This is a genomic window from Microbacterium sp. USHLN272 (genome assembly GCF_037149655.1).
GTDB lineage: Bacteria > Actinomycetota > Actinomycetes > Actinomycetales > Microbacteriaceae > Microbacterium > Microbacterium galbinum.
The window spans coordinates 1,170,834-1,187,241 of sequence record NZ_JBBCRA010000001.1 but is presented as its reverse complement, the minus strand read 5'-3'; the positions used below and the strand labels follow the sequence as shown (position 1 = coordinate 1,187,241).

Sequence of the window (16,408 nt, the reverse complement as noted above, 5' to 3'; positions counted from 1 at the left end):
CTACAGCTGATGGCCGAGCTTGTACTCGCCCTGCTTGTACTCGGGCATCGATGCCTCGCCCTCGTCCGGCCGCGTGTACGAGAAGCCGTCGGCGCCGATCGTCACCGCCATCTCGCTGGAGTCGGTGCGGGCGATCACCGGCTGAGGGTTACCGTCGAGGTCGAGCACGAGCGACGCCTCGGTGTACCAGGAGGGCACGACGGGGTTACCCCACCAGTCGCGACGCTGGTTGTCGTGCACGTCCCAGGTGATGACGGGGTTGTCGGGGTCGCCGGTGTAGTAGTCCTGCGTGTAGATCTCGACGCGGTGTCCGTCGGGGTCGCGCAGGTAGAGGTAGAAGGCGTTCGAGACGCCGTGGCGGCCGGGGCCGCGCTCGATCGCGTCGGAGCGGCGGAGCGCGCCGAGCTTGTCGCAGATCGCGAGGATGTTGTGCTTCTCGTGCGTGGCGAACGCGACGTGGTGCATGCGGGGTCCGTCTCCGCCGGTCGCCGCGGTGTCGTGCACGGTGGGCTTGCGGCGCATCCACGCGGCGTACACGGTGCCCTCGTCGTCCTGGATGTCCTCCGTGACGCGGAAACCGAGGTCCTGGTAGTGGCGCACCGCGCGGGGCACGTCGGGGGTGACCTGGTTGAAGTGGTCGAGGCGCACGAGCTCGCCCGGGGTGTGCAGGTCGTAGCGCCATGAGAGGCGCTCGACGTGGGTGGTCTCGAAGAAGAACTCGTAGGGGAAACCGAGCGGGTCGACCACGCGCACCGAGTCGCCGATGCCCTGCACGAAGCCGTTCGGCTCGCGGCGCACGTCGCAGCCGAGCTCGGTGTAGAAGGCGACGGCGCGGTCGAGGTCTTCCGCGCTGCGCACCCGGTACGAGAACGCGGCGACGGCGGCGATCGGTCCCCGGCGCAGCACGAGGTTGTGGTGGATGAACTCCTCGGTCGAGCGCAGATAGATCGCGTCGTCGTCTTCGGCGGTCACGTACAGCCCGAGCACGTCGACGTAGAACTGACGCGAGGCGGCGAGGTCGGTGACCACGAGTTCCATGTAGGCGCAGCGCAGGATGTCGGGCGGCGTGCTGGTCGGCGTCGCGACCGGGTTGTCGGAGTGGATCGGTGCCTCCTGCGACACGTAGTAGCCGGAGGAGGTGAGAGTCTTCTGCGTCTTGTCGGTCATGTCAGCGTCCTTGCTGTCGATTCCTGCGTGACAGGAGGGGGTCAGTTCTTGCCGAAGGTGGGGTTGTGGGCACCGCCGAGTGTGATGTGCACGCTCTGCTGGTCGGTGTAGAAATCGATCGAGCGGTAGCCGCCCTCGTGGCCGAGGCCCGAGGCCTTCACGCCGCCGAAGGGGGTGCGGAGGTCGCGCACGTTGTTGCTGTTCAGCCACACCATGCCCGCCTCGACCGACTGCGCGAAGTTGTGGGCGCGCTTCAGATCATTCGTCCAGATGTAGGCGGCGAGGCCGTACTTCGTGTCGTTCGCGAGCGCGAGCGCCTCGTCGTCGGAGTCGAACGGGGTGATCGCGACCACGGGGCCGAAGATCTCCTCCTGGAAGATCCGGGCGTCGGGGGCGACATCGGCGAAGACGGTCGGGGCGACGAAGTTGCCCTCGTCGAAGCCCTCGGGGCGCCCGCCGCCGGCGACGAGCCGGCCCTCGGACTTGCCTACACGTACGTAGCTCATCACCTTGTCATAGTGCTCGGGGTGGACGAGTGCGCCCACCTCGGTCGTCGGGTCGTGCGGGTAGCCGACCTTCACGCGCTTCGCCTGCGCGGCATAGCGCTCGACGAACTCCTCGTAGATCGAGCGTTCGACGAGGATCCGCGAGCCGGCCGTGCAACGCTCGCCGTTGAGCGAGAAGACGCCGAAGATCGTCGCATCCACCGCGGCCTCGAGATCGGCATCCGCGAAGACCACGGCGGGCGACTTGCCGCCGAGCTCCATCGACAGGCCCTTGAGGAAGGGGGCGGCGTTGCCGAAGATGATCTGCCCGGTGCGGCTCTCGCCGGTGAACGAGATGAGGGGCACGTCCGGATGCTTCACCAGCGCGTCACCCGCATCCTCACCGAGCCCGTTGACGAGATTGAAGACGCCCTGCGGAAGGCCCGCCTCCTCGAAGATCCCGGCCCAGAGCGACGCCGACAGGGGCGTGAACTCGGCGGGCTTGAGCACCACCGTGTTGCCGGTCGCGAGGGCCGGGCCGAGCTTCCACGACTCGAGCATGAAGGGGGTGTTCCACGGGGTGATGAGCCCCGCGACGCCGATCGGCTTGCGGTTGACGTAGTTCATCTGGCGGCCCGGCACCTTGAAGGCATCGTCGGACTGCGCGACGATCAGGTCGGCGAAGAAGCGGAAGTTCTCAGCGGCGCGGCGGGCCTGGCCCAGCGCCTGCGTGATCGGAAGGCCGGAGTCGTACGACTCCAGCTCGGCGAGGCGGGCATCGCGCGACTCGACGATGTCGGCGATGCGGTGCAGCACGCGGGAGCGCTCGCGGGGGAGCATGCGCGGCCAGGGGCCCTCGGCGAACGCGCGGCGGGCGGCGGCGACGGCCCGGTCGATGTCGGCCTTCTTGCCCGCGGATGCCGTCGTGTAGGTCGTGTTCGTCACGGGGTCGAGCACGTCGAAGGTGTCGCCGTCGACCGAGTCGACGAAGGCGCCGTCGATGTAGTGCTGGATGTGGTCGGGCAGGTCGGCGGGAATGCGCGGATCGGTCATGACTGGTCTCCGGTCGTCGGGGCGGTGCGGGTGTGCAGTGCGTCGAGGAACGCGTCCATCGTGCGCCAGCGGTGGTTGCGGGCGGCGAGTTCGATCTCGAGCGGATCGGCGCCCGCTCGGATGAGGTCGAGGATCTCGGTGTGCTCCTCGACGGAGTGCTGGGCGCGGCCCGGGATCGACGCGAAGGTCGAATCGCGGATGCCGGAGAGCCGCGACCACCCGCGGTGCACGAGGTCGAGCAGATGCGGGTTGGGGCACGGCTCGAACAGCACGGAGTGGAACTGCCGGTTGAGCTCGGTGAAGGCATGGGCGTCGAGGTGGTCGAGCATCCGGGCCATGCGGTCGTTGATGCGGGCCGCCTCGTCGAGGGCGTCGTCATCGAGCAACGGGGCGGAGAGCGCGGTCGCCGACCCCTCGACGATGCCCAGCGTCTGCATCGTGTGGGCGTACTCGCTCTCGTCGACGAGTGTGACCCGGGCGCCGACGTTGCGCTCGAAGGTGACGAGTCCCTCGGCCTCGAGACGGCGGATGGCTTCGCGCACGGGCACGACGCTCATCTTCAGGTCGTCGGCGATCGAGCCGAGCACCAGGCGGTAGCCGGGACTGAACATGTGCCCGGTGATGCGCGAGCGGATCCACTCGTACGCGACCTCGGACTTGCTGGCGGCGGTGGTCGTCATGCGTTCGTGCCCGTCTCGGTGTGCGGGGCGGTCTCGTTCTGCCGGGCGGTCTCCGCCTCGTATCGGGCGCGCCATTCGGCGTTCAGGGGGAACAGGCCGTCGACGGGATGCCCCGCTTCGACCTGCGTCGCGATCCACGCATCCTCGTGCTCCTGGGCGATCGCGGCGTTCGCGATCTCCTCGGCGAGGGCGGGTGGGATCACGATCACGCCGTCACCATCGCCCACGACGATGTCGCCGGGCTGCACGGTCGCCCCGCCGCAGGCGATCGTGACGTCGACCTTCCAGGGCACGTGCCGGCGACCGAGCACCGAGGGGTGCGCGCCCTGCGAGAAGACGGGGAGGCCGATGTCGGCGACCTGGTCGAAGTCGCGCACGCCGCCGTCGGTGACGACCCCGGCCGCGCCTCGGGTGCGGGCGCGCAGGGCGAGGATGTCGCCGAGCGTGCCGGTGGTTGCATCGCCGCGCGCCTCGATCACGATGACCTCACCCTCCTCGACGGCGTCGAACGCGCGCTTCTGGGCGTTGTAGCCGCCGCCGTGGCTCGCGAAGAGGTCTTCGCGGAAGGGGACGAAGCGCAGCGTCTTCGCGGTGCCGACGATCTTCGAGCCCGGGATGTTCGCGGTGACGCCGTCGATGAAGCACGAGTGGTGGCCGCGCTTGCGCAGCTGGGCCGAGAGCCCGGCGGTCGGGGCCTCGAGGAGCTTCGCGCGGAGGGCGGAGGAGAGCGTGGGGGACGCTTCGACGAGGCCGGCGGCCTCGGCGGAGCCCCAGGCCTCGGTGCGCTGCAGGTCGTCGACCGCGGGGAGCGACCCGACCGTCTCGTCGAAGGCGACGTGGCCCTGCGTGACGGTCGTGACGAGCCGGCCCGAGGTGGGAGAGCCCGAAGCATCGGGAGCATCCACCTCGATCTCGACCACGTCGCCGGGGACGATGACGGATGACCCGGCCGGAGTGCCGGTGAGGATCACGTCGCCGGGCTCGAGCGTGAAGTGCTGCGACAGGTCGGCGACGAGCTGCGCGAGCGGGAAGATCAGCCCGGCCGTCGTGTCGTCCTGGCGGAGTTCGCCGTTGACCCAGGCGCGCACGCGCAGCGCCGTCGGGTCGACCGTGCGGGCGTCGATGAGGTGCGGCCCGAGGGGTGTGTAGCCGTCGCCGCCCTTCGAGCGCACGTTCGATCCCTTGTCGTTCGCTCGCAGGTCGTAGAGGCCGAGGTCGTTCGACGCCGTGACCCACGCGACGTGCGTCCAGGCATCCGCCAGAGCTACCCGCCGGGCGGGGGTGCCGATGACGAGCGCGATCTCGCCCTCGAACGCGAGCAACTCGGTGCCCGCGGGACGCTCGACCGTGCCGCCCGAGACCCCGACGGAACTGGACGGCTTGAAGAAGTACGAGGGGGCGGCGGGGCGACGCCCGCGCTGGTCGGCCCGGGAGGCGTAGCTCAGATGGATCGCGATGATCTTGCCGGGGCGGGCGATGGTATCCGTCACGGGGCGCCTCCTCGCGCATTCTCCGACACCTTGTGCGTCGTATCCGAAATCATATATCATCGCTTCCACCCCCGGCAAGCACCTCCGACCGAGACTCGGATGCACGCCGTGACAATGCAGTCACGAACAAAGGAGACACCGCATGAGCGGTCAGTCACAGGCGGGTTTCACACCCACCGGAACCATCGCGACGGCGGCCGACCGTCGCCGCGTCGTCTTCGCCACGGTGGTCGGGACCACCGTCGAGTGGTACGACTTCTTCATCTACGCCACGGCCGTCGGGCTCGTGTTCGGGCAGCTGTTCTTCGCGCCGCTCGGCGCCGACAGCGCCCTGATCGCGTTCGCCACGGTCGGTGTGAGCTTCCTCTTCCGCCCGCTCGGAGCGTTCCTCGCCGGCCACTACGGCGACAAGCTCGGACGCAAGACGGTGCTCATGTGGACGCTCATCCTCATGGGCCTCGCGACCGCACTTATCGGTCTGCTGCCGACATACGAGACGATCGGCATCACCGCCCCGGTGCTGCTCGTCCTGCTGCGCATCCTGCAGGGCATCTCGGCCGGCGGGGAGTGGGGAGGCGCGGTGCTCATGGCCGTCGAGCACGCCCCGCGCGCCAAGCGCGGCATCTTCGGCGCCTCGCCGCAGATCGGTGTTCCGCTCGGTCTGCTGCTGGCCTCGGGTGTCATGGCGCTCATGACGGTGATCGCGCCGGGCGACCAGTTCCTCGCGTGGGGCTGGCGCGTGCCGTTCCTGCTCAGCGTCGTGCTGATCCTCGTGGGCTACTACGTGCGTCGCCGCGTCGAGGAGAGCCCGGTCTTCGCCGAACTCGCGGAGCGCAAGGAGAAGGCGAAGATGCCGATCGTGCAGCTGTTCCGCAAGCACGCGCTGCTCGTAATCATCGCCGCGCTCGTGTTCGCGGGCAACAACGCCGTCGGCTACATGACCACCGGTGGCTACATCCAGGGATACACGACCAACCCCGAGGGTCCGATCGGACTCGAGCGCGGTCCGGTGCTGTGGGCCGTCGCAGGATCGGCGGTCACCTGGCTGATCAGCACGCTCGTCGCGGGGTGGATCTGCGACCGCATCGGCCGCCGCACGACCTACATCGTCGGCTGGGTGCTGCAGCTCGGCGGCGTGTTCGCGCTGTTCCCGCTCGTGAACACCGGGGAGATCGGGCTCGTCTTCGCGGGCCTCGCGATCCTCACGATCGGCCTCGGCTTCACGTACGGCCCGCAGGCGGCGCTGTACACGGAGCTGTTCCCGGCCAGCATCCGCTTCTCGGGCGTCTCGATCTCCTACGCGATCGGTGCCATCGCCGGAGGCGCCTTCGCCCCGACCATCGCGACGGCCATCGTGGCGGCGACCGGTTCGACGCAGGCCGTCACCTGGTACCTCGCCGGTATGACCGTGATCGGACTCATCGCGACGCTGCTGCTGCGTGACCGTTCCGGCATTCCGCTCGGCCCGGATCACGAGGAGGAGCAGGCCGTGAGCCCGATCCACGGACTCGCCCGGGCCTGACCCGCGGATCCGTCCCATCGCAGTTTCCGTCGGCTCGGTGCACCCGGGCCGACGGAAAAGTGCGACGGGAGCGCAGAAGCCGCGCACAATGAGAGAAGTTCGGAAGGAATCGACGACGATGCAGTTCCACCACCACGGCTATGTCTCCGGCGACCCGCGCGTGCAGGATGCCGCGGGCACGGGTATCGAGCGACCCGACGACCTGCCCGACGAGGTTGACGTGCTCATCGTCGGCTCGGGGCCGGCGGGAATGCTCCTCGCGGCGCAGATGTCGCAGTATCCGGGCGTGACGACCCGCATCATCGAGAAGCGCGACGGACGGCTTGTACTGGGTCAGGCCGACGGCATCCAGCCGCGCAGCGTCGAGACCTTCCAGGCGTTCGGGTTCGCCGAGCGCATCACCGCCGAGGCCTACAACATCGGCTGGATGAACTTCTGGGGGCCCGATCCCGACGACGCCGCCGGCATCGTGCGCACGGCGCGCACCGCCGACTACGCCTACGACATCTGCGAATTCCCGCACCTGATCGTCAACCAGGCGCGCGTGCTCGACTACTTCGCAGAGGCGGCCGCCGACGGGCCCGCACGCATCGTGCCCGATTACGGCGTCGCATTCGAGGGGCTGACCGTGCACGACGAGGGCGAGTACCCGGTCGAGGTGCGCGTGCGGTACGTCGCAGGAGCGCGGACAGGGGAGGAACGGGTCATCCGGGCGAAGTACGTCGCCGGATGCGACGGTGCTCGCAGTCGTGTGCGCGAGGCGATCGGTCGGATCCATGTGGGCGACGTCGCGGCGCACGCCTGGGGCGTCATGGACGTGCTGGTGAACACCGACTTCCCCGATTGGCGCACCAAGTGCGCGATCAACTCGCGCGCCGGGAACATCCTCCACATCCCGCGGGAGGGCGGCTATCTCAGTCGCATGTACATCGACCTCGGCGAGGTCGCGGACGATGACGACCACCGTGTGCGGCAGACGCCGATCGAGGAGATCATCCGTCGGGCGAATGCGATCCTGCACCCGTACACGCTCGACGTGCGCGAGGTGGCGTGGCACAGCGTCTACGAGGTCGGCCATCGCGTGACCGACGGATTCGACGACGCCCCCGAGGATTCCGGGCGCTCGCCGCGGGTGTTCCTGACCGGCGACGCCTGCCACACGCACAGCGCCAAGGCCGGGCAGGGCATGAATGTCTCGATGCAGGACGGCTTCAACCTCGGGTGGAAGCTCGGTTCGGTGCTCACCGGCCGCGCGCCCGAGGCGCTGCTCGCGACGTACGGCGCCGAGCGGCGACCCGTCGCGCAGCAGCTCATCGACTTCGATCGCGAGTGGTCGAGCCTCATGGCGCGCAAACCGGAGGAGATCTCGGACCCGCAGGAGCTCGCGACGTACTACCTCGCGACGGCCGAGTTCCCGTCGGGGTTCATGACGCAGTACTCGGCATCGATGATCACCGGATCGGATGCGCATCAGGGATTGGCTACCGGCTTCCCGCTCGGGAAGCGTTTCCGATCTGCGGAGGTCGTGCGGGTGGGCGACGGGAACGTGGTGCACCTCGGACACCACGCGCGCGCCGACGGGCGGTGGCGCGTCTACGCCTTCGGCGACGCGTCCGGTGAACGGTTGGCTGCGTGGGCGCAGGCTGCGGCACCGCTCTTCGAGCGATTCACCCCGGCGGATGCCGACGCGGATGCCGTGTTCGATGTGAAGGCCGTGTATCAGCAGCCCTTCGAGGACGTCGAGGTGACGACGACGCCGGCGCTGTTCCAGCCGCGGACCGGGCCGCTCGGTCTCGTCGATTGGGAGAAGGTGTACGCGGCGGGGCCCAGCAAGTGGACCGACGTCGACATCTTCGCCGAGCGGGGACTGTCGCGCGACGGCGTCGTCGTGGTGGTGCGGCCCGACCAGTACGTCGCCGCGATCCTGCCGTTGGATAAGGCGGGCGTGCGGGAGCTGGCGGAGTTCCTGGCTGAGGGGATGCTGCCGGCGCGGTGAGGCTGACATTCTCTCCCGCCTGCTCCGGGGTCTGATCTGGCGAATGTCGGAGGCGCGGCCTACCGTGGATGCGGACGGGCGATGACGCCCGCCGTGACCTGAGGAGTGGCGTGATGGACTGGAAGATCGAACTCATCTTCGTGCCGGTGTCGGATGTCGACCGCGCGAAGGACTTCTACGTGAAGATCGGCTTCAACGCCGACCACGACCAGACCCCGACCGAGGGTCTGCGGTTCGTGCAGATGACTCCGCCGGGCTCGGCGTGCTCGATCGCGTTCGGCACCGGGCTGGGTCTGGATCTCGAGCCGGGTCAGCAGAACTCGATCCAGGTCGTCGTTCCGGATGCCGACGAGGCTCTCGCCCACCTGCGGGGCCTCGGGGTCGATGCCCGCGGCGTCGAAGATCTCGACTGGGGGCGGTTCGTGTCGTTCGACGACCCGGACGGCAACACCTGGACGCTGCAGGAGCTGCCCGACTACGGCGCGCAGGGCTGAGGATTTGGGTGGCGCGGGGCTGAGGGGCGCGGTCAGGCTCTTTCCGCGACGATCTCGACCTTGAAGCCTGCGGCGTTCTCCAGCCATCCGGCGTAGTGGTCGGGGCCGCCCGCGTGGGGGTAGCGGTCGTGGTACAGCGGGCGCCAGCCGTTCTCCGAGGCGAGTGACATGATCGCGTCGACGGCCGTTGCGGTGCCTCCTTGGAAGGCGAGGTGGTTGACGCCCGGGCGACGGCGGTCATGGCCTCGATCGTCGACGCCCGGTGGAGTCGTGATCGTGAGGTACGGCCCGCTGTCGGCAGCCCAGGTCTGACCCTCCGGCCATTCCTGCTGCAGCGAGAAACCCAGCCGCGGGAGGAGCCATCCCCAGTCGCGGCGAGCGGAATCGGGGTCGGCGACCCATACTTCGACGTGGTGGAGACCGGGCATGGCATCGATTCTCGCAGGGGCAGGCGCAGGCGCAGGCGCAGGCGCAGGGGCAGGTGCGGGCACAGGGGCGGGGGCAGAGGCAGGCGCAGGGGTGCTGGGGCAGGGGCAGGGCGACGGACACGGTCCTCAACGGGAACACCCTTCTGCTCGACCGTGTTCATGCGCGGATCGGTGTTCGTGTCCGGTGTGTCGCTGGCGCTCTCGAGGTCGCGGTCGCGGTCGAGGTCGAGCTCGCGGTCTCGGTGGCGGTGGCGGTGGCGGTGAGTGGTGCGGGTGCGGGTCGGGGTGTTCGCCATTTTTGGTGGCGGTCCCACCAGGCGGGTCCGCGGATGTGGGGTGTGCCTTTGTGCATGCGTATCTCCCAGCCGGACGTGTCGAGGGTGCGGTGGTGGTGCCAGCAGAGGGTGACGCCGTTGTCGGTGTGGGTGGGTCCGCCGCGGGAGTGTTCTGTGACGTGGTGGATCTCGCACCAGGCGGCGGGGACGTGGCAGCCGGGGATGAGGCACTCGCGGTCACGGAGGGTGATCGCGCGGCGTTGGTGGACGGTGAACACCCGGTCGGTGGTGTCGATGCCGATGATGCGCCCGGTGGGGTCGGAGGTGACGCGTTGGATGCTGCCACCGCACGCGGTGTGTCGGGCGGTGGCGAAGGAGACCGGGGTGTCGGTGCCATCGACGCGCGCCCACCCGCGGCCGGTCGCGTAGTCCTCCGCGGTCACGGAGACGACGAGGGTCGGGGCGGCACCGCCGAGGGAGGGCATGTCACTGTGGCGGGCGGCGATTCCGAGGGCGGCGGCGAGGGCATCGTGTTGCTTCTGCGCGCGGGAACGGTCATCGACCATGCCGCTGGGATCACCCGAGGGCAGGACACCGTCGGGCGGGAAGACAGCGTCGTCCAAAGAGGCGAGGCCGTCGGGCGGGAGGGCGTCGTCAGCGAGGCAACCATGCGCCTCACCAGCCAGCGCGTGCTCATCCGTGCCGAACATCGTCTCGTCGGCGGAGGTAACGAACCGCACCCCACTGGCCATGCCCACAGCAGGCTGCGGTGCCGCGGGGATGGGTGGTCCGTCGACTTTCGGATTCAGATACGCATCCCAGATGCGTTGCAACTGCCCCGCCGTCTCCGGCAGCAGCGACCCGCGGATCGGGATCACCCCGTCCTTCACTCGTCCGAGGACGATCCCGCGGGCGCGCATCGCGCGCTCTTCGGCAGGTTCCGCACCGTCCGGGTCGAGGTAGGTAACGATCACCCGCGACAACAGCTTCAAGTCTTCCGGGGTGGCCGGCGGGCCCGAATCGAACTCGCGCTCGGCATCGGCACCACGGTCTCCGTCCATAGCCTCGTCGCCCTCGACGGCCACTAGTCCCCGGGCGTACTCCGCCAACTCGGTGTCCGCCCGCAACCGGTCCGCCACACCGATCCGCGCCCCGGCCTCCTCCACCGGCCCGGTCGCCGCGAGCAGCCCCGCGACCCCGACCGCCCCGTCCAGCAGCGCTTCCCGCAGGGTGGGCCATCGGGCGGGCAGCATCGCCCCCGAGGAGAAGTCCACCTCCCGCCGGACGACCTTCCCGGCCTTCACGACCCGTGCCGCCCCCGCCGCGTCCGTGCGGAGCACTCGTTCGACGAGTTCGTTCATCGTCCGGCATCCGAACCGACCGCAGAACGCCAACTCGCCCGATCTCGCCGGGCGCTGATCGACCGATCCGACCGTCTCCACCACGACGGCGTCGACGAGACGGGCGAGCTCACCCGCGGCGCGGAGCACCTGCATCTTCCCCGCATCCGACAGCCCCGCCAGCGCGTCCGCGCGCAGCACCGCGGCCAGGTCAGCGGCGACCCGGTCCAGGACTTCGGCGGTGCTGTTCATACGTCCCAGTCCACCAGTAGCCACCGACATTCGGAAGCGAAAAGACCAGGCCAGAGGCAGTATCGGCGTGAATGGTGGAGAACTTGGGGCAACACGACACCGGTGCAGAACGAGTGCATGCGGGGCGGGGCCCTTCGACAAGCTCAGGGACCCAGGTCGTGCGGCAATGCCGCGGCCCTTCGTCTCGCTGCGCTCGCTCAGGAACCGGGAGGCTCGCTGCGCTCGCTCAGGAACCGGGAGGCTCGCTGCGCTCGCTCAGGAACCGGGAGGCTCGCTGCGCTCGCTCAGGAACCGGGAGGCTCGCCGCGCCCGCTCAGGAACCGTCGGCGGGAAGCGGGAAGGCGCCGCCCGCCACGACGATGCCGCCGGACTCCGGGATCGTCACGATCAACTCACTCGGCCGACCGACGTGCGCGCCCTGGCGGATGCGAATCGTCTCTCCCGCGTATCCGTGCTCCCGCAGATACGCGCCGGTCGAAGCCGCCGCGGATCCCGTCGCCGGATCCTCGGTGATGCGTCCGACCGGGAAGAGATTGCGAGCCTCGAACGCGGTCGAATCATGTGCATGCAGCACCGTCACCGTTCCGAGCCAGCCCTGCGTTCGCATCAGATCGGCGACGTCGGCGGGACGGAAGCGGAACTGATGGAACAGCTCCCGATCGGCGACGAAGACGATCGGATGCCAGTTGCCGGCGAACGACTCCTGCACGGGGAACCGCGCATCGACATCGGCCACGGTGAGACCCAGCAGGTCCAGCAAGCGATCGCGCACCGCCGGGTCGAGCTCGCGCACCTGCGGCTCGACGCTCGTGAAGGACACGGTGATCGCGCCCGCGGCATCCGCCACCGACTCCAGGGTCACCGGCCCCGCCGCGGTCTCGAACACGACCGTCCCCGTCCCGACGCGTTCGGCGAGGGCCACCGCCGTCGCCACCGTGGCGTGACCGCAGAACGGCACTTCAGCTCCCGGCGAGAAGTACCGCACTCGGTGATGCGGCACCCCGTCGACCTCGGAACGCTCCGTGACGAAGGCGGTCTCGGAGTATCCGACGTCGGCGGCGATTCGCAGCATCCGCTCGTCGTCGAGACCTGCGGCCTCGAGCACGACGCCCGCGGGGTTGCCGCCGTCGGGCGTCGCGGCGAACGCGCTGTAGCGCAGGATCTCGGGGTTTTCGGGCATGGATCGGAGCCTAACGGACAGGAACGAACGGACAGGAACGAACGGACAGGAACGAACGGACAGGAACGAACGGATGCCGCGCCTACGAGTTCACGCGGATGATCTCCTGCTGGTACGGCGCGATCACGTCACCCGAGATGCGCAGGTCGAGCAGCAGGAAGCGGCGGGTCGCGGGGTCTTCGGCAGCCCACGATTCCAGGCGATCGAGATCCGCGAGCGTGCGCACGACCACGCCCTCGGCGCCGACCGCCGCGGCGAAGGCGGCGAAGTCGACCTCGGGAATGCGCATCGGCGCCTCGGCGAGCCCCTTCAATCCGTACAGGTTGACCTCGGCACCGTAGGCGGCGTCGTTCCAGATCACCGCCGCCCCGCGACCGGCGGCTGCACGCACCGCGGACTCGAGATCGGCGATCGCCATGAGTCCGCCGCCGTCGCCCGAGGTGAGCACGACGGTGGCGTCGCGCCGGGCGAGAGCGGCACCGACGACGCTCGGCCAGCCCTGTCCGATCGACTGGAAGGCCGTGCCGATCATCATCATCCGGTCGGGCGCGGCGACCGGCCAGTACATGTTCGCCCAGCCGATGAAATGCCCGCCGTCCGAGACGACCACGCGGTCCTCGGGCAGCAGCGCGGCGATGCGCCGGGCCGCGGAGCGGGGGTCGAGACGCCCGTCGGGGGCGAGATCGTCGCCGTGGTCGTACGCCCGTGCGGCGGCGACGTCGACGCTCTCACGCCACGGCGCACCGATCGAACCCGTCACCCGCTCCACCAGCGCTTCGGCCGCGAGACGTGCGTCGGCCCGGACGAAGCCACCGACGTGGGCGTGCGTGGCCGCCGGGGCGATGTCGATCTGGAACACCTTCGTGCCGGGCGCGAACAGCGCGCCGAAGCGCATCGTGAACTGGTTCAGTCCCGCGCCGAACACGACGGCGACGTCGGCCTCGCGGATCAGCTCCATCGCCCCCTCGGCCCCGAAACCGCCCGTGACGCCCAGGTCGAAACGAGTGTCGGGGAAGACTCCGCGGCCGAGGGCGGTGGATGCCGTGAGTGCGCCGGTGGACGCGGCGAGCTCGCCCAGCGCCGTGCTCGCTCCCGACAACCAGGCGCCGCGGCCGGCCAGCAGGAACGGCCGCTCGGCCGTGGACAGAGCGGCGGCGATCTCGTCGAGCATCCCCTCGGCGAACTCCCCGCTCGGTGCCAGCGCTGCCGGCACCCGCGGCTCCGGGGCCGGCGGCACGGGGCCGGCCTCCCGCGCCGCGACGTCGTAGGGGATCGCGAGCACGACGGGTACGCGGTAGGTGAGCGCGTGCTCGATCGCGATGACGGTCGTCGCCGCCGCGTCGGCGCGGCCGACGGTATAGGTGCGCGCACCGACCGCCGAGGCGAGGGCGATCTGGTCGACGTCCCACGGACGCGGCCCGGACGTCGGTTCGTCGCCGACCACGAGCACGAGCGGCACGTGCGCCTGCACCGCCTCCGCCAGCGCCGTGAGAGTGTTCGTGAATCCGGCGCCGTAGGTGGAGGTGCCCGCGGCGATCCGGCCCGAGGCGCGGAAGTGCGCGTCGGCGGCGACCACGGCACCCTGTTCGTGGCGTACGGCGGTGAAGACGGCATCCGTCTGCGTCTCGATCGCGTCGAGGAAGTAGGCGTTGCCGTTTCCCATCACCCCGAAGACGGCGTCGATGTGCTGGGCGAGGGTGAGCGCGACGTGCGCGGAGACGGAGGGCATGGCGAAGCCTTTCGAGACAGGGACGGAGAACGAGGTTCCGTATGTGTCTCGCACCCGCGTCGGCGAGGAGTGCTTCGTGCCTCTTTTTCAGGCACCGGTCGCAGGGCGGCCGGACGTGGTCAGTCTATCGCCGCGATGGAGGACAATGGATCGGGTGACTGATGCATCGAACGAGCGCGAGACGCTCACCTGGGACGGCTTCGGCGCCGCCACCCGCGACCTTGCCCGTGACATCCTCGCCAGCGGTTTTGAGCCCGAGGTCGTCGTCGCGATCGCCCGCGGAGGGCTCCTGCCCGCCGGCGCCATCGCGTACGGTCTCGGCGCGAAGAACTGCGGCGCGATCAACGTCGAGTTCTACACCGGCATCGGCACCGTGCTCGACGCCCCCGAGGTGCTCCCGCCCGAGCTCGACATGGCATATCTCGACGGGCGCCGCGTGCTGCTCGTCGACGACGTGGCCGACTCGGGCCGCACTCTCGCCCTCGCGGTTCAGTTGCTGAAGGACAAGGGCGCCGACGTGCGCTCGGTCACGATCTACACGAAGCCGTCGACCATCATCCAGCCCGACTACGCCTGGAAGGACACCGATCTCTGGATCAACTTCCCGTGGTCGTTCCAGGGAACCGTGCGCGAAGAGGACCTCGGGCTCGCGCCTTCGGCCTGAGCGGATGCCGTAGCCGGCGCTCTCGATGCGTGATCACTCCCGCAGCAGGGAGCGGAGCGTCTGGATCGTGTCGGCCTCGCCCGGCGCCTTGTCGGGGCGGTAGCCCTTGACGCGGGCGAAGCGCAGCGCGATGCCCCCGGGATAGCGCGGGGATCGCTGTACACCGTCGATCGCGATCTCGACGACCAGTTCGGGCCGCAGGAACACGGTGCCCTGCGTGCGTCGGGTCTCGAGCGTCGGGAACGTGGCGGTCTGCCAGCGCAGCAGTTCGTCGGTGAGCCCTTTGAAGGTCTTGCCGACCATGACGAGAGCGCCGGGTTCGCCGAATTCTCCGGCGGGATCGAGTGCCCCGAGATGCAGGTTCGACAGCAGACCCTGACGGCGCCCCGAGCCCCATTCGGCTGCGAGCACCACGAGGTCGTAGGTGAGTACGGGCTTGACCTTGACCCAGGACTTGCCTCGGCGACCCGCGGCGTACGGCGAGTCGATGGCCTTGGCGACGATGCCCTCGTGGCCGGCGGCGAGGGCATCGTGCGAGACCCGTTCGGCGGCCTCGGCATCGGCCGTCACCGTTCCCGGGATGCGCCAGGGGCCGGCGACCCGATCGAGCTCTGCGAGCCGCACGCCCAGCGGCTCGTCGATGAGGTCGCGCCCGTCGACGTGCAGCAGATCGAAGAACCACGGGCGCAGGGCGAGCTCGCGCGCGGCGTCGGCCCCGAACCGCGACATCGTCTCCTGGAACGGACGCGGCCCACCGTCTTCATCGAGGGCCAGCGTCTCGCCGTCGAGGATGAGGTCGTGCGCGGGCAGGGCACGCACGATCTCGACGAGCTCGGGCACGCGGTGGGTGATGTCGGCGAGGCTGCGGGTGTACACCGACACCTCGTCGCCGTGGCGGTGCACCTGGATGCGGGCACCGTCGAGCTTGTACTCGACCGAGGCCTCACCCGTGATGCCCAGGGCGTCGGTCGGGGTCGCGGCGGTGGCGGCGAGCATCGGCAGCACGGGACGACCGACGCGGAGCCCGACCTCGTCGAGCGATTCGGCGCTTCCGGTGAGTGCGATCAGCGCCGTCTCGCCGAGGTCGCCCGACAGCATGGCGGCCCGGCGTACGGCGGGCACCGGACGATCGGAGGCGCGGGCGATCGCGTCGAGCAGCACGCCGCCGAGCGCACCGGTGCGCAGCTCGCCGAGCATGGCCCGGGTGAGGAAATCCCACTCCGGCGCGGTCGCCCGCGCGGCCAGCGCCTCGAGGGTGCTGCTGCGCACGCTCGCTGAGCCGGTTCCGGATGCCGCGGCGAGACGCTCGAACGCCTGATCGACGTCGGTGATCGCGAGCGTCGAGGCGTCGGCGTGGGAGACCTCGAGGGTGCTCATTCCTCGCCATCCGACACCGAGGCGCCCCTGACGCGGTGTCGCGAGGAGGAGCCCGGTCAGCGGCGCGATCTCATCGGCGTCGGCCTGGACCAGCAGCCGGGCGAGCGCGTCGATCTTCGCCAGGCGCGAGGATGTGGCGGCGACCTCCTCGGTCGTCGAGACCAGCTGGGAGAGCATCATCTCCGAAGTGTGACACCGGGCACCGACATCCGGGGAGAGCGTTGACAACCCGGGGCCACCGGCTCAGGGGCGCCCCCGTTCACCAGCGTGCCGGCA

The 16,408-nt window shown here is 69.9% G+C and carries 13 protein-coding genes; 4 read left to right on the top strand and 9 right to left on the bottom strand.

Annotated elements, in window-relative coordinates; all coding sequences use genetic code 11:
- The 4 genes from hpaD to WFJ97_RS05805 are packed head-to-tail and all read right to left on the bottom strand — an operon-like array spanning position 1 to position 4,875.
- Positions 1 to 1,167, bottom strand: a complete 1,167-nt coding sequence (hpaD, locus tag WFJ97_RS05820) for a 3,4-dihydroxyphenylacetate 2,3-dioxygenase (RefSeq protein ID WP_336640787.1) — start codon at positions 1,165 to 1,167, stop codon at positions 1 to 3.
- Positions 1,168 to 1,208: 41 nt separating this feature from the next.
- Positions 1,209 to 2,705 (bottom strand): 5-carboxymethyl-2-hydroxymuconate semialdehyde dehydrogenase, encoded by a 1,497-nt coding sequence (hpaE, locus tag WFJ97_RS05815; RefSeq protein WP_336640786.1) that lies wholly within the window; start codon positions 2,703 to 2,705, stop codon positions 1,209 to 1,211.
- Positions 2,702 to 3,385, bottom strand: a complete 684-nt coding sequence (locus WFJ97_RS05810) for a GntR family transcriptional regulator (RefSeq protein ID WP_247623100.1) — start codon at positions 3,383 to 3,385, stop codon at positions 2,702 to 2,704. The genes hpaE and WFJ97_RS05810 overlap by 4 nt, the downstream gene beginning before the upstream one ends.
- Positions 3,382 to 4,875, bottom strand: coding sequence for a fumarylacetoacetate hydrolase family protein (locus WFJ97_RS05805; protein WP_336640785.1), 1,494 nt, complete (start codon positions 4,873 to 4,875; stop codon positions 3,382 to 3,384). The genes WFJ97_RS05810 and WFJ97_RS05805 overlap by 4 nt, the downstream gene beginning before the upstream one ends.
- 142 nt (positions 4,876 to 5,017) lie before the next feature.
- Here WFJ97_RS05805 and WFJ97_RS05800 point away from each other — a divergent pair, with 142 nt between their 5' ends.
- From WFJ97_RS05800 to WFJ97_RS05790, 3 genes are all read left to right on the top strand, one after another.
- Positions 5,018 to 6,397, top strand: a complete 1,380-nt coding sequence (locus WFJ97_RS05800) for an MFS transporter (protein ID WP_336640784.1) — start codon at positions 5,018 to 5,020, stop codon at positions 6,395 to 6,397.
- Between the two features lie 118 nt (positions 6,398 to 6,515).
- Entirely contained in the window at positions 6,516 to 8,393 is a 1,878-nt protein-coding gene (locus tag WFJ97_RS05795; protein WP_336641861.1) for an FAD-dependent monooxygenase, read from the top strand.
- Positions 8,394 to 8,506: 113 nt separating this feature from the next.
- Complete coding sequence (locus tag WFJ97_RS05790; protein ID WP_247623096.1) at positions 8,507 to 8,887, top strand: VOC family protein; 381 nt, start codon at positions 8,507 to 8,509, stop codon at positions 8,885 to 8,887.
- A gap of 32 nt (positions 8,888 to 8,919) precedes the next feature.
- On the opposite strand, the gene WFJ97_RS05785 is transcribed toward WFJ97_RS05790, so the two are convergent.
- From WFJ97_RS05785 to WFJ97_RS05770, 4 genes are all read right to left on the bottom strand, one after another.
- Positions 8,920 to 9,315, bottom strand: coding sequence for a VOC family protein (locus WFJ97_RS05785; RefSeq protein ID WP_336640783.1), 396 nt, complete (start codon positions 9,313 to 9,315; stop codon positions 8,920 to 8,922).
- 157 nt (positions 9,316 to 9,472) lie between these two features.
- Positions 9,473 to 11,182 (bottom strand): HNH endonuclease signature motif containing protein, encoded by a 1,710-nt coding sequence (locus tag WFJ97_RS05780; protein WP_336640782.1) that lies wholly within the window; start codon positions 11,180 to 11,182, stop codon positions 9,473 to 9,475.
- Between the two features lie 313 nt (positions 11,183 to 11,495).
- Positions 11,496 to 12,362 (bottom strand): PhzF family phenazine biosynthesis protein, encoded by an 867-nt coding sequence (locus tag WFJ97_RS05775; protein ID WP_336640781.1) that lies wholly within the window; start codon positions 12,360 to 12,362, stop codon positions 11,496 to 11,498.
- Positions 12,363 to 12,444: 82 nt separating this feature from the next.
- Positions 12,445 to 14,091 carry a thiamine pyrophosphate-binding protein gene (locus WFJ97_RS05770; protein WP_336640780.1) on the bottom strand — a complete coding sequence of 549 codons (1,647 nt, stop codon included), beginning with the start codon at positions 14,089 to 14,091 and terminating at the stop codon, positions 12,445 to 12,447.
- A gap of 145 nt (positions 14,092 to 14,236) precedes the next feature.
- Between WFJ97_RS05770 and WFJ97_RS05765 the strand changes: the two genes are divergently transcribed.
- Positions 14,237 to 14,755 carry a phosphoribosyltransferase gene (locus tag WFJ97_RS05765; protein WP_247623091.1) on the top strand — a complete coding sequence of 173 codons (519 nt, stop codon included), beginning with the start codon at positions 14,237 to 14,239 and terminating at the stop codon, positions 14,753 to 14,755.
- A gap of 33 nt (positions 14,756 to 14,788) precedes the next feature.
- Here WFJ97_RS05765 and WFJ97_RS05760 read toward each other — a convergent pair whose 3' ends face one another.
- On the bottom strand, positions 14,789 to 16,312 hold the full coding sequence (locus WFJ97_RS05760) for an ATP-dependent DNA ligase (protein WP_336640779.1): 1,524 nt from the start codon (positions 16,310 to 16,312) through the stop codon (positions 14,789 to 14,791).
- Positions 16,313 to 16,408: the final 96 nt, after the last annotated feature.